This window comes from Flavobacterium sp. ZB4P23 (assembly GCF_003970375.1).
Taxonomy (GTDB): Bacteria; Bacteroidota; Bacteroidia; order Flavobacteriales; family Flavobacteriaceae; genus Flavobacterium.
In genome coordinates this window covers 389048-410312 of record NZ_RYDK01000002.1, presented here as the reverse complement: position 1 = coordinate 410312, position 21265 = coordinate 389048, and the positions used below count along the sequence as shown (strand labels likewise).

General features: G+C 34.2%; 18 protein-coding genes. 14 read left to right on the top strand and 4 right to left on the bottom strand.

All coding sequences use genetic code 11. From position 1 onward, the window contains the following. The first annotated feature begins 320 nt into the window (after window positions 1–320). From topA to EKL99_RS04950, 7 genes are all read left to right on the top strand, one after another. Window positions 321–2849 (top strand): type I DNA topoisomerase, encoded by a 2529-nt coding sequence (gene topA, locus EKL99_RS04980; RefSeq protein WP_126554738.1) that lies wholly within the window; start codon window positions 321–323, stop codon window positions 2847–2849. A gap of 66 nt (window positions 2850–2915) precedes the next feature. Beyond that, window positions 2916–4067, top strand: a complete 1152-nt coding sequence (locus tag EKL99_RS04975) for a formimidoylglutamase (protein WP_126461921.1) — start codon at window positions 2916–2918, stop codon at window positions 4065–4067. Window positions 4068–4194: 127 nt separating this feature from the next. Beyond that, window positions 4195–5598 carry a gliding motility lipoprotein GldK gene (gene gldK / locus EKL99_RS04970; protein ID WP_126576507.1) on the top strand — a complete coding sequence of 468 codons (1404 nt, stop codon included), beginning with the start codon at window positions 4195–4197 and terminating at the stop codon, window positions 5596–5598. 41 nt (window positions 5599–5639) lie between these two features. Further along, a complete protein-coding gene (gene gldL / locus EKL99_RS04965) occupies window positions 5640–6287 on the top strand; it encodes a gliding motility protein GldL (protein WP_126461927.1) in 648 nt (215 codons plus the stop codon). A 46-nt stretch (window positions 6288–6333) separates the two neighbouring features. Further along, window positions 6334–7878, top strand: a complete 1545-nt coding sequence (gldM, locus tag EKL99_RS04960; protein ID WP_126568868.1) for a gliding motility protein GldM — start codon at window positions 6334–6336, stop codon at window positions 7876–7878. A 50-nt stretch (window positions 7879–7928) separates the two neighbouring features. Further along, entirely contained in the window at window positions 7929–8819 is an 891-nt protein-coding gene (gene gldN / locus EKL99_RS04955) for a gliding motility protein GldN (protein WP_126462161.1), read from the top strand. 102 nt (window positions 8820–8921) lie between these two features. After that, a complete protein-coding gene (locus EKL99_RS04950; protein ID WP_126576506.1) occupies window positions 8922–9974 on the top strand; it encodes an FAD-binding oxidoreductase in 1053 nt (350 codons plus the stop codon). 2 nt (window positions 9975–9976) lie between these two features. On the opposite strand, the gene EKL99_RS04945 is transcribed toward EKL99_RS04950, so the two are convergent. Beyond that, window positions 9977–10360 (bottom strand): DUF983 domain-containing protein, encoded by a 384-nt coding sequence (locus EKL99_RS04945; RefSeq protein WP_126576505.1) that lies wholly within the window; start codon window positions 10358–10360, stop codon window positions 9977–9979. Between the two features lie 73 nt (window positions 10361–10433). Between EKL99_RS04945 and EKL99_RS04940 the strand changes: the two genes are divergently transcribed. Beyond that, window positions 10434–12341 (top strand): ABC-F family ATP-binding cassette domain-containing protein, encoded by a 1908-nt coding sequence (locus EKL99_RS04940; RefSeq protein WP_126461939.1) that lies wholly within the window; start codon window positions 10434–10436, stop codon window positions 12339–12341. A gap of 32 nt (window positions 12342–12373) precedes the next feature. On the opposite strand, the gene EKL99_RS04935 is transcribed toward EKL99_RS04940, so the two are convergent. Continuing rightward, on the bottom strand, window positions 12374–13342 hold the full coding sequence (locus tag EKL99_RS04935) for an App1 family protein (protein ID WP_126461942.1): 969 nt from the start codon (window positions 13340–13342) through the stop codon (window positions 12374–12376). Between the two features lie 64 nt (window positions 13343–13406). On the opposite strand from EKL99_RS04935, the gene EKL99_RS04930 reads away from it, so the two are divergent. Next, window positions 13407–14306: a diacylglycerol kinase family protein gene (locus tag EKL99_RS04930; RefSeq protein ID WP_126576504.1), complete on the top strand. Its 900-nt coding sequence runs from the start codon at window positions 13407–13409 to the stop codon at window positions 14304–14306. On the opposite strand, the gene EKL99_RS04925 is transcribed toward EKL99_RS04930, so the two are convergent. Then, window positions 14299–15447 (bottom strand): GNAT family N-acetyltransferase, encoded by a 1149-nt coding sequence (locus tag EKL99_RS04925; RefSeq protein WP_126461947.1) that lies wholly within the window; start codon window positions 15445–15447, stop codon window positions 14299–14301. The genes EKL99_RS04930 and EKL99_RS04925 overlap by 8 nt on opposite strands. 174 nt (window positions 15448–15621) lie before the next feature. Between EKL99_RS04925 and EKL99_RS04920 the strand changes: the two genes are divergently transcribed. Continuing rightward, the gene (locus EKL99_RS04920) at window positions 15622–15897 is read left to right on the top strand and encodes a 4a-hydroxytetrahydrobiopterin dehydratase (protein WP_126576503.1); all 276 of its coding nucleotides are present in this window, start codon (window positions 15622–15624) and stop codon (window positions 15895–15897) included. A gap of 20 nt (window positions 15898–15917) precedes the next feature. On the opposite strand, the gene EKL99_RS04915 is transcribed toward EKL99_RS04920, so the two are convergent. Then, window positions 15918–16106 (bottom strand): hypothetical protein, encoded by a 189-nt coding sequence (locus tag EKL99_RS04915; protein ID WP_126576502.1) that lies wholly within the window; start codon window positions 16104–16106, stop codon window positions 15918–15920. Between the two features lie 265 nt (window positions 16107–16371). Here EKL99_RS04915 and EKL99_RS04910 point away from each other — a divergent pair, with 265 nt between their 5' ends. The 4 genes from EKL99_RS04910 to EKL99_RS04895 all read left to right on the top strand — a co-directional run bounded on the left by EKL99_RS04910 (window position 16372) and on the right by EKL99_RS04895 (window position 21264). After that, the gene (locus EKL99_RS04910) at window positions 16372–17226 is read left to right on the top strand and encodes a leucine-rich repeat domain-containing protein (RefSeq protein WP_126576501.1); all 855 of its coding nucleotides are present in this window, start codon (window positions 16372–16374) and stop codon (window positions 17224–17226) included. A 600-nt stretch (window positions 17227–17826) separates the two neighbouring features. Beyond that, a complete protein-coding gene (locus EKL99_RS04905; protein ID WP_126568867.1) occupies window positions 17827–18267 on the top strand; it encodes a hypothetical protein in 441 nt (146 codons plus the stop codon). A gap of 174 nt (window positions 18268–18441) precedes the next feature. After that, the gene (locus tag EKL99_RS04900; protein WP_126576500.1) at window positions 18442–19728 is read left to right on the top strand and encodes a hypothetical protein; all 1287 of its coding nucleotides are present in this window, start codon (window positions 18442–18444) and stop codon (window positions 19726–19728) included. Window positions 19729–19803: 75 nt separating this feature from the next. After that, complete coding sequence (locus EKL99_RS04895) at window positions 19804–21264, top strand: gliding motility-associated C-terminal domain-containing protein (protein WP_231507374.1); 1461 nt, start codon at window positions 19804–19806, stop codon at window positions 21262–21264. Window position 21265: the final 1 nt, after the last annotated feature.

The following is a 21265-nucleotide window of genomic DNA, read 5'->3' as shown; positions in this document are numbered from 1 at the left end:
AGTAACAATCATTGTATAATGGGGTGTTTTAAAATTAGAGAAAATGATGGAACAAGTTGATTTTAAGATACTATTGGCTATGTTTTTTGTTTTGACTTGACGACTTTTAAACTTTTCACATACTTAATTGCAGTTGGATTTTAGGAAATAGATCATAAAAAGGCAGTATTTTTAATAAAACCGCAGTGATTTATTTTTTTTAAAGTATAGGATTCAAATCATTCAAAACTTGCAACTGAATGATTAAATTGACTTTTAAAATTTAAAAAACTTAAAATTTAAAAAAATCTTCTACTTTTGCCGACATAAACAATCGGAATATGGCAAAGAATTTAGTTATAGTGGAATCACCTGCAAAGGCAAAAACAATCGAAAAATTTCTAGGAGCAGATTTTCAGGTCGAGTCAAGTTATGGGCACATTGCTGACTTGCCGTCTAAGGAAATTGGTGTTGATGTAGAAAATGGCTTCAAACCCAAATACGAAGTTTCTGCTGATAAAAAAGCATTGGTTACTAAATTAAAAGGACTTGCTAAAAAAGCTGAAATGGTATGGTTAGCAAGTGATGAGGATCGCGAGGGAGAAGCTATTTCTTGGCATTTAGCCGAAGAATTAAAATTAGACGCGACCAAAACCAAGCGGATTGTTTTTCATGAAATCACTAAAACTGCAATTCTAAAAGCCATTGATAATCCACGAGAAATTGATTATAACTTAGTCAATGCGCAGCAAGCGCGTCGTGTATTAGATCGATTGGTAGGTTATGAATTATCTCCTGTACTTTGGAGAAAAATAAAGGGAGGGCTTTCGGCAGGCCGTGTGCAATCAGTATCAGTTCGTTTGATAGTGGAACGGGAACGGGAAATTCAAAACTTTAATGCTGTAGCTACGTATTCTGTTGTGGCAGAATTTACTAATGAAACCGGTAAAATATTCAAAGCCAAACTGCCTAAAAATTTCAATACTAAAAAAGAAGCCGAAGATTTTTTAAATAGAAATATAGGTTCTACATATAAGGTAGCCGATTTGGAGACTAAACCTACCAAAAAAACACCAACAGGTCCGTTTACCACATCAACATTGCAACAAGAAGCCGCTCGTAAATTGTATTTGCCGGTAGGAATTACCATGCAACTGGCGCAACGCCTGTATGAAGCCGGACTGATCACGTATATGAGAACGGATAGCGTGAATTTATCTAAAGATGCGATGGAAGCGGCTCAGGCTGAAATTATTAAATCCTACGGAAAAGAGTTCTCTAAACCTCGAACTTTTGTCAATAAAAGTAAGGGAGCACAGGAAGCACACGAGGCAATTCGTCCTACGGATATGTCCCGTCATACGGTAAATATAGACAAAGATCAAGCGCGTTTGTATGACTTGATCTGGAAAAGAACCTTGGCTTCGCAAATGAGTGATGCACAATTAGAACGTACTAACGTGAAAATTGAAGCGAATAATCATGGTGAAATATTCACGGCTTCCGGAGAGGTTTTGCTTTTTGAAGGTTTCTTGAAAGTATACCTTGAAGGGCATGATGACGATGAAGAAGAGCAGGAAGGCATGTTGCCGGCAATGAAAGTCAATGAAAAATTACAAAACAATTACATCTCAGCAACCGAAAGATATTCTAGAGCGCCTGCAAGATATACCGAAGCTTCATTGGTAAAAAAATTAGAAGAGTTAGGAATTGGTCGTCCGTCTACCTATGCGCCAACAATTTCTACGATTATCAACAGGAATTATGTAGAAAAAGGAAATCTGGACGGGCAAGAAAGAAATTACGTGCAATTGATGTTGCAATCCGGAAAAGTAGCAGCGAAGGTGCTGAAAGAAAACACCGGATCTGATAAAGGAAAATTAGTTCCTACAGATATTGGAACAATTGTTACGGATTTCTTGGTAAAGAATTTCGGAAATATTTTGGATTATAATTTCACTGCAAAAGTCGAAGAGGATTTTGATGAAATAGCGGAAGGAAATATTGAGTGGACTAAAATGATGCAGGAATTCTACGATAAATTTCACCCTATAGTGAAAGATGTAGAGGCCAATGCAGATCGTGAAAGCGGGGAGAGAATTCTTGGAACCGATCCAAAAACAGGAAAGCCGGTTTCGGTTCGTTTAGGAAAATTTGGACCAATGGCTCAAATTGGTGCCGCTGATGATGATGAAAAAAAGTTCGCCAGTTTGATGAATGATCAAAATATTGGGAACATCACTTTAGAGGAAACGCTGAATCTATTTTTATTACCAAAAAATCTTGGAGAATATAAAGGCGAAGAAGTTGAGGTAAGTAATGGTCGTTACGGCCCTTATATTCGTCATGGTGCGGCTTTTGTTTCTTTGCCAAAAGGAGAAAATCCACTGGATGTTGATTTTGAAAGGGCTCAGGAATTAATCGATGAAAAGGCTATTGCCGATGCTCCAATTGCCGTTTATAAAGGCGAAGGTGTTCAAAAAGGCGTTGGTCGTTTTGGTCCCTTTATCAAATGGGATGGCTTGTTTATTAATGTAAGTAAGAAATATAATTTTGATGATTTGTCTCAAGTTGATATAGAAGCATTGATTGAAGATAAATTGCAAAAAAATATCGATAAAGTATTGCATAATTGGGAGGATGAAGGTATTCTGGTCGAGAAAGCCCGCTGGGGTCGCTCTGTAATCACCAAAGGAAAACTCAAAATTGAATTGAGTAAAGACGTAGATGCTGCCAAATTAACATTGGCGGAAGTCCAAGAAATGATTGCCAAAAAAACGCCTGCTAAAAAAGTAGCCGCCAAAAAAGCACCAGCAAAGAAAGCAGCTGTCAAAAAAACAGCCGTTAAGAAACCTGTCGCAAAAAAGTAATTAGTCACTAATTCCGGTTTCATCGCTCTTTGTTAAGAGTTGTGATTAAGGGAAAAAAATATAAAAATGGAATTTGATTTTCTAAAGCCCGTTGATGATGAAATCCTGGAATATATAAATGGATTGACTTCACAGCAACTGGGCGGTAAAATTGTGTTGCATACCCAGGAACAATTCCCTGATTTAAACAAGATTAAAATTGCCGTACTAGGTGTTTTAGAAAACCGAGGCAATGCCAATGCGGTGTCCACTGTTGATTTACTCTCGGTTAGGAAAGAATTATATGGATTATTTCCTGGAAACTGGGATGCATCTATTGCTGATTTAGGTGACATTCTTGCTGGAAACTCTACGGAAGATACCTACTTTGCCTTAAAAAAAGTAACAGCAAGTTTAATAAAAAAGAAGATTATTCCTATTGTTATTGGGGGTTCTCAGGATCTGACCTATGCTTTGTACAGAGCGTATGATGATTTAGAACAGATGGTGAATTTAGTTGCTATCGATAATAAGTTTGATTTTGGAAAAGAGAATGAACAGGCCTCGGCCACTTCTTATTTGACAAAAATAATTATAGACGAGCCGAACAATCTCTTTAATTATTGTAACATAGGCTATCAAACGTATTTTAATTCGCAAGAAGAAATAGATTTGATAGAGAAATTGTTTTTTGATGCCTATCGATTAGGGGAGGTTTCGAATAATATAGCTATATCTGAACCTGTTTTCAGAGATGCAGATGTGGTCAGTATTGATTTAAATGCTGTAAAATCATCTGATTCCGGCAATTTTAGTTCATTTGCACCCAATGGTTTTAACGGGAAAGAAATATGCGCGCTGTCACGATATGCAGGGATAAGTGATAAAGTTTCCGCATTGGGGATCTTTAATCACAATAATTCCGCACAAGAATCAGTGATCATAGCACAAATAATTTGGTATTTCATAGAAGGCTTTCATTATCGCTCGCATGAGTATCCTTTTGGAAGTAAAGAAAACTACTTGAAATATATAGTTCCCATGGAAGAAGAGGATCTTGTTTTTTATAAAAGTGATAAAACAGACCGATGGTGGATCGAAATTCCATTTATTTCAAATGTTAATAATAAATTAAAAAGAAACACGTTATTACCATGTTCTTATGAAGAATATTTAATGGCTTGTAATCAGGAATTGCCCGAAAGATGGTGGAAAGCGCAGAGGAAAAACATCATTTAGGATAATTTTATGCTTATTTATTCTTTTTTTATAAAATAGAGTTTGTTTAGTTTAAAAAAATTGTTTTTTTAAAAAATAATAAATAGGTTTACACCCTTAAAAATAATGAATATATAACCAAATTTATATGAAGAAGTTCATTGCATTTACGTCAATTTTGACCCTTTTAATTGGCTGTGGTAAATCAAGCGACAGAGGAGAACTAGTTGGTATTAATGGAGGGAAATGGCATCCGGAAAAACCTCTTGGAATGGCATTAATCCCAGGTGGCGCTTTTATAATGGGTAAGTCAGATGCTGATTTAGCCAATGTAGAGGACGCTCCAACAAAAACAGTTACGGTTCGCTCCTTTTATATGGATGAAACGGAAATTACCAATAGTGAATACCGTAAGTTTGTAGAGTGGGTAAAAGACTCTACAATGAGGGTGAGATTAGCAATTATGGCAGACATGAGCGGACAAACAGCTGATCCAACAGCTGCTAAGGGTAAAAATTCAGGAAGTATAGGTGACTTTGCTTTTAATGATTCGGATCCAGAGAAAATGACAGCCTATGACAAATACATGTATGATAATTATTATAGTGTAGGAACCGCTGACGATCCTTATGCCGGTAGAAAGCTGAATAAAAAAGTAAAATTAATAAAAGATACGAAACTATATCCGGATGAATATTATGCTGAAGTAATGGATTCTATGTATTTGCCAATAGAAGAATCATTCAACGGTCTTCGCACTATTGATGTTAATAAATTGAAATTCCGTTATTCTTGGATGGATATTCAGGCTGCTGCCAAAGCAAAAGACGGAAGACGAAAAGACTATATCAAAACCGAAGAAATAAATGTATATCCTGATACTAGCGTTTGGATTAAAGATTTTGCCTATTCCTACAATGAGCCAATGCATAATGATTATTTTTGGCACAAAGCCTACGGAGATTATCCTGTGGTAGGGGTCAAGTGGACTCAAGCGAAAGCATTTTGCGCCTGGAGAACATTATATAAAAACAGCCATATCAAATCAAAAAAGAAAGGACAAGACTTAATCAATTCTTTTCGATTGCCAACCGAAGCAGAATGGGAATATTCAGCCAGAGGAGGTTTAGAATCTGCTACTTATCCTTGGGGAGGGCCATATACTAAAAACGACAGAGGTTGTTTCTTGGCAAATTTCAAACCCAACAGGGGCGATTATGCAGCAGATGAAGCCTTGTATACTGTTGAAGCAAAATCGTATGAACCAAATGGTTATAATTTGTACAATATGGCAGGAAATGTTTCGGAATGGACCGATTCTTCATATGATCCAAATGCGTATGAGTATGTATCGTCAATGAATCCAAATGTTCAGGATACTTCAAATAAACGCAAAGTACTGCGCGGTGGTTCATGGAAAGATGTTGCTTATTTCCTACAGGTAGGTACAAGAGATTATGAATATGCTGATTCAGCCAGGAGTTATATAGGTTTTAGAACCGTTCAGGATTACATGGGAGTTCAAACTACCGGAATCGGAAAAAAGAGATAATTAAAACAAACCAAATCTATTCATTTTTTAAAAACACTATTATGGCATTATTAAGTAAGAAAGCAATGAATTTCGCATACGGCATGGGAGCTGCTGTTGTAATCATAGGCGCACTATTCAAAATCACCCATATTGAATTTGGTTTTATTACAGGAAATTTAATGCTAACTATAGGTCTTGTTGTAGAAGCAGCCATTTTTGCGCTTTCTGCCTTTGAACCGGTTGATAATGATTTGGATTGGACTTTAGTATATCCGGAATTAGCTAACGGTCAGGCTAAACCAGCAACTAAAAAAGTAGAAACACCATCTGATGCACAAGGATTGTTGTCTCAAAAATTAGATATGATGTTAAAAGATGCCAAAATTGATGGGGAATTAATGGCTAGTTTAGGTAATAGCATCAAAAATTTCGAATCAGCAGCAAAGGGAATTGCCCCAACAATAGATTCTATTACATCTACTAAAAAATACAGCGAGGAGTTGACTTTGGCTGCAGCCCAAATGGAGTCATTGAACAGTCTGTATAAAATACAATTACAAAGCGCCTCCAGAAATGTACAAATTAATGAAGAAGTTGCTGAAAACAACCTAAAATTAAAAGATCAAATGCAGTCATTGACTTCAAACCTATCCTCTTTGAATAATGTATATGGTGGAATGCTTTCTGCAATGAATAATAAAGGATAATTAGTTTCAAACTATAAAAAAATATTAAACTAATTATTTAGAAAATATGGCAGGAGGAAAACTAACCCCTAGACAGAAGATGATTAACCTAATGTATTTGGTTTTCATCGCAATGTTAGCATTAAATATGTCCAAAGAAGTGTTGTCTGCTTTTGGATTAATGAATGAAAAATTTGAAGGGTCAAACGCTTCAGCTCAACAATCAAACGCTCAAATGTTAGCTGGATTAGATGCGAAAGCAGCGGAAGCAGGTGGCGAATTTGCTGCAGCGGCCATAACAGCTCATAAAGTAGAAGTGATAACAAAAAATTTTTACGATTATATTGGACAAATAAAAGCGGAAGTTTTAGTAGGAACCGAAGTGGATCCGGAGACGGGTAAACTACCGTATGAGGCTATGGACAAAGGAGATAATATTGATAATTTATGGTTCAGTCCCGCAGGTTACTCCGCTAAAGGAAAAGAAGTTATTTCAACAGTTGAAAAGTATAAATCGGACATGAAGTTGGCTTTGGGTGATAATAAAAAATTAGCGCCAATTTTATCTGAAGTTCAAGCTAAGTTTAGTTTGGCAGATGTTAAGAATAAAGACGGTATTTCGGTAGCCTATTTAGATTATCATTTTAAAGGCTTTCCAGCAGTTGCTTCTTTAGCTAAGCTATCTGCTTGGCAGAATGATGTTAAAAAAGCAGAATCAGATGTGTACAGTACGGCATTAGGTAAAGCGGCGGTTGCAGCGGCATCTTACAGTAATTATCAAGCTATCGTTGTATTGGATAAAAATGCTTATTTCCAGGGCGAACAGGTTACAGGTAAAGTAGTTTTGGGACGTTATGACGAGAATACCAAACCAACAAGTGTTACTGGTGCAAGATTAGATCCAGCCACAGGACAGGCTAGAATAGCTATGACCGCTGGAGGTGTTGGAGAACAAAATATTGCGGGTCAATTTACGTTTATTGAAGATGGTAAAACAATTCCATTGAAATTTGCTGGAAAATATGTTGTGGTGCCAAGACCTAATTCTGCAACAATTTCAGCAGATAAGATGAATGTCGTTTATAGAGGCGTATCCAATCCTATGACTATTTCCTTTGCAGGTATTCCGGATAATGCTGTTAATGCTTCTGCTCCAGGTTTATCAAAGGTAGGCAACGGTAAATACGTTATGAATCCTGGTGGTGGTAATGAAGTTATTGTCAGCGTATCAGGAAAAATGTCTGACGGAAAAGTGGCTACTGATAAAAAAGTTTTCAGAATCAAAGGTATTCCGGGGCCAGCTGGAACTATTAGGGGAGAAATGGGAGTGGTCAAAGGTCCTAAATCAAACTTAGAGATAGCTACAATCGGAGCTAAATTAGTTGATTTTGATTTTGAAGTTGGTTTAAATGTAGTTGGTTTTAATTTAAAAGTTACCGGACAGCCGACAGTAGTTGTATCAGGAAACAGATTAAATGCACAATGTAAGGCCGTATTATCAAAAGCAGGAAGAGGTGATCAAGTGACCATTTCTGAGATTAAAACCAAACTTGTTGGTGCAGGAAGCTACTTATTGCCAAGAACAGCTCCAGTAATTTTTGAAATACAATAATTAGTACGTTTTTATATAAACCTACTTCAATATCTTATAATGATACTATGATGAATGTAAGAAATTTTTTAATCGCTATAGTCTGTTCCACAGGAAGTCTTGCTTCGGTTGCACAATCTAATTTGCTTAATGCAAAAACTCCTGACGAAATAGGTCTAAAATCTGATGCACAATTAATTTCAGATAACGATAGGCCTTTGTCCTATGGATATGTGCATGATAGAGATGTTTTAATGGGAAAAACAACCTGGGAAATAATCGATTTAAACGAAAAGATTAATTTTTCATTGTATTTTCCTGTAGATACTGCAAATATTGGTTCGGATAGGCGTTCGTTATACGATGTGCTGACTAAAGCCATAAAAAGTGGTGAATTAACAGAAGTGTATACAGATAGTTATTTTAACACTAAAAAATCATTTAAAGACATCCAAGCTTCATTAACTCGAATAGATACTACAGACGCCGGTAGAGAACAAATAAATGCAGGGAATCAAATATCAGAAGAATATATTCTGAGACAGGATCTTTCTGCTCAGGACGTAACACAGTATAAAATTAAGGGGTATTGGTATTTTGATAAAAGGCAGAGTGAATTAAAGTATCGTTTATTGGGTATTTGTCCAGTGACTCCGGATGTTTATACGATGAATAGTGATCAAAAAGATTATATTGAGTTGTTTTGGGTGTTTTTTCCAGCAGCAAGAGATGTGTTGCATGATGCCAAAGCATTCAATGATAAAAACTCAGCGATGCCGATTTCATTTGATCAAATCTTAAATTCAAGACGTTTTAATAGTTTTATTTACAAAGAAGAAAATGTTTATGGAGACAGATCCATTGAAGAGTATATGAAAGATAATGCCCAGAATCAGTTGTTAGAATCCGATCGAGTGAAAGAGAAAATTCGCAATTTCGAATCTGATATGTGGAATTATTAATTTCAGTTTTTTTACTATAAACACAAAACTCTTACTGTGATGGTAAGAGTTTTGTGTTTTAATGTATTTACTTTGTCTTTAGTTTAAATTATATTTCTTCAAATGATTGATTATTTAATAATTGGTTCAGGTTTAGCGGGTATTTCATTTGCAGAGGTTGCGCTGCGAAATGATAAAAGTATTTTAGTACTGGATAATAATTCTCAAAATTCTTCAAGAATCGCCGGGGGGTTGTATAACCCTGTTATTTTAAAACGATTCAGTGAGGTTTGGCAGGCACAAGAGCAATTAGTTTTGATGAATGAATTTTATGCGCTGTTGGAAAAAAAATTAGAATGTACCGTAGATTTTAAGAGACCTATTTTGAGAAAATTTTTCTCCGTAGAAGAACAGAATAATTGGTTTATAGCTTCGGATAAAATAAATCTTTCGCCATTTTTATCCACAAAATTGATTTTTGAGAAATTTTCTGGAATTGATTCTCCCTTTGGATACGGAGAAGTTTTGCAGACGGGTTATGTTGATACCGCATTGTTGTTGCGTAAATACAGAGACTATCTTATCCATAATAAGATGTTTCAGGAGGAGTCTTTTGATTATGAGGTGCTTCAGGTTGACTCAAATGGTATTCGGTACAAAGACATTCAAGCGAAACATATTGTTTTTGCCGAAGGCTTTGGAATGCATGGAAATCCTTATTTTAAACATTTGCCATTAGACGGTACAAAAGGGGAGCTTTTTGTCATTAGAGCACCTAATTTGCGTTTAGATGTGATCGTCAATACAAGTGTCTTTATTTTGCCTCTTGGAAATGATTTGTTCAAGGTAGGAGCCACTTACAATTGGAAAGATAAAACAGATTTACCTACTCCAGAAGGAAAAACGGAATTAGTGGAAAGAATAAAAGAGATTATTACTTGTGATTTTGAAATTGTGGCTCATTTTGCTGGAGTTCGCCCCACGGTAAAAGATAGAAGACCACTCGTAGGAACACATCAAAATTATAATTCAGTACATATTTTGAATGGTTTGGGCACACGAGGGGTTATGTTAGGTCCTGCAATGGCAAAAGCTTTATTTGACACTATTGAAAATAAAATTCCTTTAGACACTGCAATTGACATCAATCGATTTGTATCTAAAGGAAAAAAATAGTGTTATTTTTCATTTAATTTGTGATCATACGAAACAAACATGTTGATGTAAATATTCCTTGCCCATCGCAAAACAAAAGGGAATAAAATAACCAGTGATACTATTATTGCAAGGAATGCAACTTTTAGACTGGATTCGAAGAGAACAAAAGAGATAACAAAAGCAGCAATTCCTATTGCTACATTTAATCCGTAACTAACGTACATAGCGCCATAAAAAAAAGAAGGTTCAATTTGATATCTTAAACCACAATGACTGCAATTTTCGTGCATTTTCAATATTTTGTTTAGATGTAACGGATTTTTATCTAAATACATACTCTCATTCTGACATTTAGGACAAGTTCCTGTTAAAATGCTATATAATTTGGATCCTTTTTTTAACATTTGCAAAAAATTTAATTTTTCCTTTTTTGGAGTTACAAATTTACGCATTCAAAAAGGAATAAAATCACAATACATGCTTAATATACACAATTTATCCGTTTCATTTGGTGGTTCCTATTTGTTTGAAGAAGTTACCTTTCGATTGGGTGCCGGAGACCGCGTGGGTCTTGTAGGAAAGAACGGAGCGGGGAAATCGACCATGCTTAAAATGTTAGCAAAAGATTTTGCTCCAGATTCAGGTGTTATTTCTCAAGAGAAAGACCTTCGTATGGGATTCTTGCGTCAGGATATTGACTTTGAACAAGGAAGAACGGTTCTGGAAGAAGCATATGAAGCGTTTACAGAGATTAAAATTGTAGAGAAAAAGCTCGAAGAAATCAATCACTTATTGGTTACCAGAACGGATTATGAAAGTGATGAATACAGTCAAATCATTGAAGACTTATCGGATTACACCCATCGTTTTGAATTATTGGGCGGTTATAATTATGTGGGGGACACGGAGAAAATTTTACTTGGTTTAGGATTTAAAAGAGATGTTTTTGATAATCAAACCGAAACTTTTTCCGGTGGATGGAGAATGCGTATCGAATTAGCCAAGTTATTATTGCAGGCCAATGATGTTTTGCTGCTGGATGAGCCCACGAATCACTTGGATATTGAGAGTATCATTTGGCTGGAAAGTTTTCTTCGCAATTATCCCGGTGTGGTGGTAATTGTTTCGCACGATAAAATGTTTTTAGATAATGTGACAAACAGAACAATCGAAATTTCCCTTGGTAAAGCCTATGATTTCAATAAACCATATTCTCAATATTTAGAATTGCGTCATGAGATTCGTGAAAAACAATTGGCTACGCAAAAAAATCAAGCAAAAAAAATAGAAGAAACAGAGAAATTAATCGAAAAATTTCGTGCCAAAGCCTCTAAAGCCTCCATGGCACAATCGATGATTAAAAAACTTGACAAAATAGAACGTATTGAAGTAGATGAAGATGACAATTCCGTTATGAATATTACTTTTCCAGTTTCGAAAGAACCGGGACGAGTAGTTATAGAAGCTGAAAATGTGACCAAAAGCTACGGGGACAAAACGATTTTGAAAGATATCAATCTATTAGTAGAGCGTGGAAGTAAAATAGCATTCGTAGGACAAAACGGGCAAGGAAAATCAACTTTTATTAAGGCTATTGTTGACGAATTCGAGTATAAAGGAAATATCAAGTTAGGACATAATGTACAATTGGGGTATTTTGCACAAAATCAGGCTGAATATCTGGATGGCGAAATCACTTTGTTGCAAACGATGGAAGATGCGGCGGCAGATACGAACCGAATGAAAGTACGCGATATGCTGGGTTCTTTCTTGTTTCGTGGTGACGATGTAGATAAAAAGGTAAAAGTCCTTTCCGGAGGCGAAAGAAACCGTTTGGCGTTGTGTAAATTATTGTTGCAACCTATTAATGTTTTATTGATGGATGAGCCTACTAATCACTTGGACATCAAATCGAAGAATGTGTTAAAAGCCGCTCTTCAAAAATTTGGCGGTACTTTATTACTGGTTTCTCACGATAGGGATTTCTTGCAGGGCATGTCAAATTTAGTATATGAATTTAAAGACCAAAAAATAAAAGAATATTTAGGGGATATCAACTATTTTTTAGAACAACGCAATATGGAAAACATGCGTGAAGTAGAAAAAAAAGAGGCTCAGAAAGTAGCATCACCTAAAGAAAGCAATAAAGCATCATACGAAGATCAGAAAAAAGGAAAAGCATTACAAAACAAGTTAAGCAAGATCGAAAGCCAAATCAAGCAATTAGAAAAAGACATTCAGCAAGATGATAAAATGCTGGCTTCTAATTATGATAAACATATTGAGGATGCTAAGTTTTTTATGGCGTACAATAAGAAAAAGGCTGAGTTAGACAAATTTCTTTTAGATTGGGAAGCTGTTCAGGAAGAAATTGATACTGTGTAAAAAAGAAGAGTTCCGGTTTTGGAGCTCTTTTTTTATTTAATAATCCCAATAGATTTTGAATGTGCAATAGCTTCACTACTGTTTTTGAAATAACAAATAGAAACTTTTAAGGTTTCTAAATTTTCCATAATTGTAATTATTTTTTCTTTTTTAGAAGTCCCAGTTTGTCGGATATAAACTGCTTTTACGGTAACTGGGAAAATTTTACAAATAGCTTCGTATAAATAGGGGTCATGTTGTGAATCATCCCCTAGAAGTACATACTCTAAATTGGGATAAAACTCTAGAATGTGTTTTATTTTGTCAAACTTGTGGTTGTGATCCCCACTTCCGGTGATGAAAAAATCAGCCAGGCTCGTCTTGATGTCTTTCAGTAATAAAACGGCTTTTGGAAGCTTATGAATTTCAGTGAATTGTATGACAAAACGATACAAATTCCATTCACTGCTGGAAACATAAAAGAACGCATTTAACTCGTGTTTGTTTGTTCTTCCTGCCGAACTCAAGGCTTGATAATGGGTAACTACATCATCAAAAGTTTTTCTTTTATATATGTTTTTAAACAATAAAACATATAATTTTTTTAAAGGATTCAGCGTGTGAGAAACTAAAAAAGTATCATCAATGTCAGAGATGATTCCCAGATTTCCTTTGTGTGGACGAATATAACTGTCTTTGGCTGTAATGGTTTCGTTATTATGAGTAATACTCACTTTATAATCAATCCAGCCATACTTAGAATCCTGATCTAGTGGCACGCAAAACTTAAAATAACCATCATTTAGTGTTCTGGTATGGATTTTGGAATTGTTTTGTTCTAAATACACATCAGCATTTGCTTGTGTCTTTATTTGAAACATTTTGATTACTGAAGTAGCATTTTTAAAGTTCTTTTTTTGAAAATTATATTCTTTAACTGTTGTTGGTTTGAACACATGCCCCATGACAATTAATTCTTGCTCATTAGCGTAGCCACGATATAATTTTAAAATTGGTTTCATTTATTGTAGTACTTTTGATTGGAGATGAATTTAATTAATTTTAATTAATAAAAGAAGATAAAGTTTGAGAAATAACATTATTGTTGTTGTTAATCCTATTTCCGGTGACATTGATAAATCTGAATTTATTGATGCTGTGGCACTTTTTGCTGAAAAAGAAAATTTTAATCCAGTAATTTATAATACCTCGGGAGTAAATGATATTGATAAAATAAAGGTGCTGTATCAAACCTACAAACCACAACGAATTATTATTACAGGGGGTGACGGAACCATAAAAATGGTAGCCGAAGCAATGGAAAATCAAGATGTAATTTTAGGAATTTTACCCGCCGGATCAGCTAATGGATTGGCAGTAGACTTGAATTTACCTGCCACACTTGAGGAAAACTTAGAAATTGCTTTTCACAATGAGTACATGATGATTGATATGATTTCTATTAATGGAAAAAAAAGTGTTCACCTAAGTGATATTGGACTTAATGCAGAATTGATTAAGAACTATGAAAAAAGTACGATTCGGGGAAAACTGGGGTATGCTTTGCAAGCGGTGTCTACTCTGATTGATTTAGATGAGCCTTTTTTTGCCACAATAACAGGTGATTTTCCCACTATTGAATGTGTAGCGAGAATGATTGTTATTGCCAATTCAAAAAAATATGGAACAGGAGTTTCTATTAATCCTAACGGACTAATGAACGATGGGAAATTTGAATTAGTGATCTTGAAAAATTTAGATTTAGTAGTGCTTGGGAAAATTATTACCGGAAATATAACAACAGATGATGCAGAAGATATAGAAATAATATCAGTAAAAAATGCTTTAATCACGACTAGTGTGCCGGTTAGCTTTCAAGTTGACGGTGAATATTGTGGATCCGAAACTAAGCTAAATGTCGAAATTTTACCCAAACACATGAAAGTTGCCGTACCATATACTGATCCAGATTATGGATTTATTTGAACGGATTGCGTTCTTGCCATTTGATTTTAGGTTCTAAATATTTGAATATCTTTGGCATAAAATGATTGGCAACCCTATTGCTGTGGCCTATTAATCCATACATTTTTATGGGCTTAGCGCCAACAGAACTTTTGATTTCCAAAGCAGTTCTTGCAAAGATAATTTCCTGAAAGCCTTTATTAATTGAATAGGCAATCATGTCATATAACATATTCAGGTACAGCATTTTCTCGCGCTGAACACTTTCATCATATCCCAGAAAGTAGGTATCCATTATGGAACCGTTTTTAATCAAAGTATTGAAACCTATTAGTCTGTCCTTTGAAAAATAACCATAAAAAAGAAATTTGTCTTTGAAAATTTCTTTAAAAATCCTAAAATGATTTTTTGGAAGAAAAAAAGTATTAAAGGGAGCATTTTTAGCCACATGAAGGTACAAATCATAAATCGTTTCTTCCAAGGCAATGATGTCTTCCAGGTGTAATTTTCTTTTTTCAATCTGATCTGCCTTCTTTCTTGCTCTTTTATATTGATCCCGGTATTTTTTTGAAAGAGAGTCAATATAATTTTGTTCTGTTTTCCAGGCTTCATTAATGGTGAAAACCATATTAGGCTGTGTCGAAAACGGATATTCATTTTTGAATTCCGGAATACGGAAGGTTTTGATTTCCTCGCAATTGAAATCTTTGTAGGTGGTAATGTGAATTTTTTTGCCTTTGGATTTAAAGCGTTGTTTTAATTCAGTTACAGCAGTATTCAATACTTGTAAAGCTCTCTTTTTATCAATGGTGTCTAACAAAGCAAAAGAATTTTGTCCGGTTAACATATTGTTGCCAATAACCAGTACATGAGATCCAAAGTTCCTGAAAACAAAATTTCGTACCGCTGTCTTGATACACTTATCGCGTTCTCCAAAAGATTCCAGTTTGTTTAAATCCAGAAATTGGGAAAGCGCAATCCCTACTAAAGTGTCATTTTCAAAGAGTCCAATATAATGACAAATCATGTTCTCAGGGGATGATCTTTCTAAAACATCCAGATATTTTTTGGATAAAAAAACAGTCGAAATCGCCATGTCATCCCAGTTTGAATGGAGCTGCGCAGTAGTAGTATAAATTTTAAAGGAGTATGCTGAATTCAAATTAAAAAGAAATATTTTTCGCCAAAATTAGTTAATAAAGTTAAATTATTTTTCAATATATCAAAATTTACTAACTTTATATTCCTGAAATTTGGATCTTCATAATTGTTTTAATCTGAATATTGTTTTACATCAGCAAGTTACAGGCAGATCAACCCATAAATAAATAAAAGTATGAAAAGGTACACCGAACAATCCATTCAATCAGAGTTGAAAAAATTGAAAGACTGGCAGTATATTAATAATGGAATTGAGAAAAAGTTTATGTTCCTGGATTTTACTCAAGCCTTAGGTTTTATAGTTCAAGTAGGAATAAAAGCGGAGAAAAAAAATCATCATCCGGAATTATGCAACGTGTATAATAAAGTAACCATTCGGCTGACTACTCATGATGCAGATGGTGTAACGGATAAGGATCTTGATTTGGCAAAAGCCATCGAAGAGCTTTAGGGAATGTAGTTTTATTGTTGTTATTGTTGTTGTTGTTGTTGTTGTTGTTGTTGTTGTTGTTGTTGTTGTTGTTGTTGTTGTTGTTGTTGTTGTTGTTGTTGTTGTTGTTGTTGTTGTTGTTGTTGTTGTTGTTGTTGTTGTTGTTGTTGTTGTTGTTGTTGTTGTTGTTGTTGTTGTTGTTGAATTTTGGGGCAAATTACTACTCTCATATTTGTGAAATATCCATCCAAAATATACTGCCAGTCAGGTGTTTTGTAATTTATTTTGTCCTGATGAAGCTAAATTTAATTAGAATTGTTCTAAGAAAAAGGAAGTTCAATCATTGACAGAGTAGTTATAGAACGCACTCTAAAAAATATTTTGCTGTAAGAGATATCTCTATTTAAAATTATAAAACATGTATTTCATCGGTTTTATTTGCTGATTAACTAGAAACCATCTATTTTAGGAATGTAAAAGACTAAATTTAAAGGGATGAAAAGTGTAACTACTCTGTTTTCAATCATTTTTTTTTCATGTTCAATGTTGGCCGATGTATCTGATCAGGAGAAAGATGCCTTAGTAAAACTGTACCAGTCCACTAGTGGAAGTCAGTGGCATGTCAAGTGGGATTTATCATCACCTGTTACCACTTGGTATGGCATAAAAGTACAAGACGAAAAAGTGATTGCAGTACATCTAGCTGATAATAATTTAGTGGGTGAAATTCCAGCTGAAATTGTTAATCTCGTAGGTCTTCAAGAGTTGGATTTACACAAGAACCAAATATCAGGTTCGATTCCTTTTTTTATTGGAAAATTAAAAGAAATGAAAGTATTGAACCTTTCTTTTAATAAGTTGTCAGGAACAATTCCTTCCTCTATTTGTGAAATGAGTAATTTGAAAGACTTAGAGTTGTATATGAATGCGCTTTCAGGGGAATTGCCCATGCAAATAGGATCCTTGAAACAGTTAGAAATACTATCATTATTTAACAACGAAATTATAGGGGAAATTCCAAATTCTTTATATGATTTAAAAACGTTAAAAATATTGCTCTTAAATAGTAATAAACTTTCGGGAGTATTAAGTAGTGAAGTGGTAAACATGACAGCACTTGAAAATCTTAGTTTATTTGACAACAAAATGAACGGTCAAGTGCCAATAGAATTAGAAAAATTAGAAAATCTTAAAGAAATGAATATTTCATACAATAGATTTAATGGAGTAGTGTCTAAAGATTTAGCAGTTTTAGATGTGTTAAATATGACAATGTTGAATGACAAAGGCGTTGCAGTGCTATTAGAAGTTACGACCAATAGAAACTCAGCGATTGTTTCGGAGGATTAATTTTAAATAAAATAACCGCTTAGTATCTTTTAATAAATTGAATTTAGTTGATTTTGGATAGGTTGATTTTAGTAAACGTAGTTGGTAAAAAACCTGTGTGACTTATCACGCAGGTTTTTTTTAGTTTTAAAATGCTTTACGGATTCGTGTATTAGTTGTCTGTTTTGATCTATTCCTTTTAAATATTTGGGAAGTTTTTTGGATCTCTATTGTTTGAATTTCTTAGTTGTTTTTGGTTATTCTAATGAAAAAACAAATCGGTCAACACCTTTCTTGATGTTTCCATTTCAAAATGAGTTCTCCATTAGTTAGCTTAGACTTATTTCTTTAGTGGATAGGTTTCTTACTCCATGAGGTTCTGTTTTGAAGTTCAAAAAGTAGCATTCCAAAAAATAAATTAATGTTTTTATTAAGCCCTGTTAATTCTCTATTATTGACTATGTCGTAAAATCGAAAATAATCGATAAAAAACAAGTTTGTTCGATGATCATACATTTTTAACATATTTTGTAGTCTTTTACATTCAAATAAAAACAATATAAACATTGTAGAATGCGTTTTATTGTATATTTTTGTTTAAATTAAAATTTAATCTAAATTATGAAATTGAAAATTATTTTTTTTAGTCTGTTTTTTTTGTTATCTGTAACAGGTACCGTTTCTGCACAAGATAAAAAGGTATCTACTAGTATTATCAGCTCGACGACAACGATAAAAAAGTATCACGAATTGAAAGAGCTGCAGGGAATGAAAAAAGCGGAATTGATGGAGTTGTATATAGAACGTATTAATGTACTTGTGAAGACATTGCCTTATATTGCCTTAGTCACTAAACCAGGTGTTACTTTGGCTGATTTAGGAATTCCTAATGATAATAAAAAGGCTTTGATTCAACAGGCTGAAAGTACTAACGATTTCCTTGATGTGACCTTGGATTTTCATAAAAAAATGGTTCCCTATTCTGACACAAATAATTTAATAGCAGCCATCTTATTTTATGAAAACACAATGAAATCATTACATGAATTCAATGAAATGTAAGATTTATTAATTTAGTTGTCTTTTTAAATTTTTATAAGAGTAATGTAGCATTAATCGAGTTATAATATAATAAATACTCGTTATCGATGCATTTTGAAATCATTCAGAAAATCGTACTGACGTTTTTTAGTAATACACTAAAGATAAACTCCTACCATCTAACTTATAGTCCTAATGAAATCGATATCACAAATTACATATATGGTCCTTTTTATAGTTTTTAGCGTAAACGCACAACAAGAAAAAGGAATTACTGGTTCAAATAATTGGTTAAATAATTGGACAGAATTTAAGCCCAATAAAATCGATTATGGTGAGCCCAATCAGATTTTGGCCGGTACTATTGCAGTAAACACAAAATTGTATAAAAAAAATAAATACATACTGCAAGGCAGTGTCTATGTTGTCAATAATGCCACTTTAACCATTGAGCCTGGAACGGTTATAATTGGGGATTACGAATCTACTGCTGCACTTATTATAACTAAAGGAGCAACAATTATTGCAGATGGACTAGAAACAGATCCGATTGTTTTTACCTCAAACAGGAGTGTCAAAAGAGCTGGGGATTGGGGAGGTATCGTTATTTTGGGTAATGCACCAATAAATAAATTGGATAATACCTCTTCTGTGAATTATGGTTTGGACACTTCTTTAACGTCTTACGGTGGGGAGGAAACAAACAGTAATTCGGGGATTTTAAGGTTTGTGAGGATAGAATTTGCTGGTAAAAAAGTTAAAGGGAAAGAAAATTTTAACGCATTATTATTAGCAGGCATCGGGAACAAAACAATTCTGGAGAATATAATGGTTGGTTATTCGGCAGGAGATTCATTTGAAATATTTGGAGGGGATTTGAAACTTAATAAAATGGTTTCTTTTAAATCCAGAAGGAATGATTTTAAATTTAATTATGGGACACAGTGTAAAATAAATAACTCTCTGGTAATTCGTGCTTCTTATATAACTAGTAGTTTGGGGTCACGATGCATAGATGTCTGTTCATATGATAGAAAAGAAGAAGTTGATTTTTCTAAAAAACAAACATCGGTGATTGCAACAAATTTAACATTGGTTAACAACAGCGAAAACATAAATGTTGATATTCAATCTGGCTTGGTAAAAGAGGCGATATATATAGCTGAGAATGCTTCCTTTGATTTTAAAAGAAGCGTTATTTCAGGTTTTAACCCGGCGGTATTATTAAGCGACAAAATTGAAATTAATGAGGAAAATCTTCAAAAAATTAGGTTTGAAGAAATGTATTTCAATTTCTGTAGAGGGAATATTTTTACAGAATATAATTCTAATAACGAAGATTTAGAAAATTGGTATGGCAATGGTTCTTTTTCAAATGTATATTCTCAAAGCGACAATAATGAGACATTTATAAATTTTACAGATGAGAAAAACCCTGATTTCAGATTGCGGATAGGAAAGATTACAGCTTCAAATGATTAAACAGACAGTATCGTTTTTATAAATTTTAACTATAAAAATGATACTTGCTTTTATTAGAAGTATGGGTGAGTAGTATTGATAAAGATAGAAGATGTGATGAGCGGTTTTGTAAAAAAATATTTTTTTTGTTTTATGTTGTTTCTTTTGCCGTTAACTAAAACTGTTTATGCTCAGATAGTTATTGGCAACCCTTCTTTACAGTTTAGCCAAATTTGTGCCAATGGAGGTTTTAACTCTTTTAGTGTAGACTTTTCTTTCTCACCAGTTACAGGATTAAGTGATACCAATCAATTTATTGTTGAGATGTCAGATCCTAACGGAAACTTTACTAATCCTACCGTTCTTTTTACTTCAAGTCCCGGATCGGTTACAATCTCTCCGGCAACTTTAACTTTCTCAGTGCCAAAAACAACAGCGGGAGAGCAATATAAACTTAGGATCAAAAGCACAGGACCTGTTGCTACAAGTTCAAATTCTGCTGTGTTTCCAGCCTACTATAAAATTCAAGATTCCCCGTTTTCTATTAATAACTTTAATGCTACAGCGATGTATTGTTCAGGGGAGAGTTGTGTTTTAACGATTGATAATCCCGGAACTGGGTCTAATGACTCTCCGTTGAAATATCCTGGATTGACTTATAGATGGTACAAAGAAGGTAGTTTAGTTCCTGTTGCGACTACCCCCAGCTTAACGGTTAATCAACCAGGGAAATATTATGTTGAAACTAATTATGGTTCTTGTACCTCAAATTCATACTCAAACCGGGTAATCGTAAGTGAATCTTCCTCTACGGCCGTTGCTACGATAACGTCCAGTCTTGGGAATCCTTTTTGTTCTAACGGAAGTTCAACAATATTAACTACGGTAACCGGAACCAGCTACCAATGGTATAAAAATAATGGGGTGTTAACAGGTGCAACAAGTCAAACTTATGTAACCAATCAACCGGGTCAGTATACTGTAGTTGTTGATTTTGGCGGATGCATTGCCAATGCTTCGATAGATTTGGAACAGTATCAATTTAATAGCAGTATTAATGTTCCGAAGACAAGCACCATCTCACCAAATGAATCGTTGACGGTATCCGTAAAAACAACAGCCTCAAATCCGGAGTACCAATGGTATTTTAATAATGCTGTTATTCCGAACGCCATAGGAAGTGATTATGAGGTTACTATGGAAGGGAGTTATAAAGTAGTTATCAAACAAACTTCAGGATGTGTTATGTCAGAGGAATTATCTTTTCAAATCAATAATGATGTTGATGCGCAAGTTGTAAGCATACCTAATTTAATAAGTCCAAATGGAGATGGAATCAACGATACCTGGATTATACCCCAAGAATATGCAAGTGGTTCGGATGCAGAAATACTATTGATAAGTTCTTCTGGGGAATTGGTACTTAAGACAAATAATTATCAAAATAATTGGCCTGAAAATATAACAGTTTTTAAAAATGTAAATCAAGTGTATTATTATATAATTACCACACAAGATCGGAAAGTGAGAAAAGGTTCAATAACAGTGCTTAAATGAT

What these genes read in the sequence shown, in the direction of transcription:
- EKL99_RS04975 (WP_126461921.1), top strand. Translation starts at nt 2,916, where the DNA reads ATGGAATTTGATTTTCTAAAGCCCGTTGATGATGAAATCCTGGAATAT.
- gldM (WP_126568868.1), top strand. Translation starts at nt 6,334, where the DNA reads ATGGCAGGAGGAAAACTAACCCCTAGACAGAAGATGATTAACCTAATG.
- topA (WP_126554738.1), top strand. Translation starts at nt 321, where the DNA reads ATGGCAAAGAATTTAGTTATAGTGGAATCACCTGCAAAGGCAAAAACA.
- EKL99_RS04935 (WP_126461942.1), bottom strand. Translation starts at nt 13,342, where the DNA reads ATGAAACCAATTTTAAAATTATATCGTGGCTACGCTAATGAGCAAGAA.
- EKL99_RS04945 (WP_126576505.1), bottom strand. Translation starts at nt 10,360, where the DNA reads ATGTTAAAAAAAGGATCCAAATTATATAGCATTTTAACAGGAACTTGT.
- EKL99_RS04900 (WP_126576500.1), top strand. Translation starts at nt 18,442, where the DNA reads ATGAAATCGATATCACAAATTACATATATGGTCCTTTTTATAGTTTTT.
- EKL99_RS04920 (WP_126576503.1), top strand. Translation starts at nt 15,622, where the DNA reads ATGAAAAGGTACACCGAACAATCCATTCAATCAGAGTTGAAAAAATTG.
- EKL99_RS04915 (WP_126576502.1), bottom strand. Translation starts at nt 16,106, where the DNA reads ATGAGAGTAGTAATTTGCCCCAAAATTCAACAACAACAACAACAACAA.
- EKL99_RS04940 (WP_126461939.1), top strand. Translation starts at nt 10,434, where the DNA reads ATGCTTAATATACACAATTTATCCGTTTCATTTGGTGGTTCCTATTTG.
- EKL99_RS04905 (WP_126568867.1), top strand. Translation starts at nt 17,827, where the DNA reads ATGAAATTGAAAATTATTTTTTTTAGTCTGTTTTTTTTGTTATCTGTA.
- gldN (WP_126462161.1), top strand. Translation starts at nt 7,929, where the DNA reads ATGAATGTAAGAAATTTTTTAATCGCTATAGTCTGTTCCACAGGAAGT.
- gldK (WP_126576507.1), top strand. Translation starts at nt 4,195, where the DNA reads ATGAAGAAGTTCATTGCATTTACGTCAATTTTGACCCTTTTAATTGGC.
- EKL99_RS04950 (WP_126576506.1), top strand. Translation starts at nt 8,922, where the DNA reads ATGATTGATTATTTAATAATTGGTTCAGGTTTAGCGGGTATTTCATTT.
- gldL (WP_126461927.1), top strand. Translation starts at nt 5,640, where the DNA reads ATGGCATTATTAAGTAAGAAAGCAATGAATTTCGCATACGGCATGGGA.
- EKL99_RS04910 (WP_126576501.1), top strand. Translation starts at nt 16,372, where the DNA reads ATGAAAAGTGTAACTACTCTGTTTTCAATCATTTTTTTTTCATGTTCA.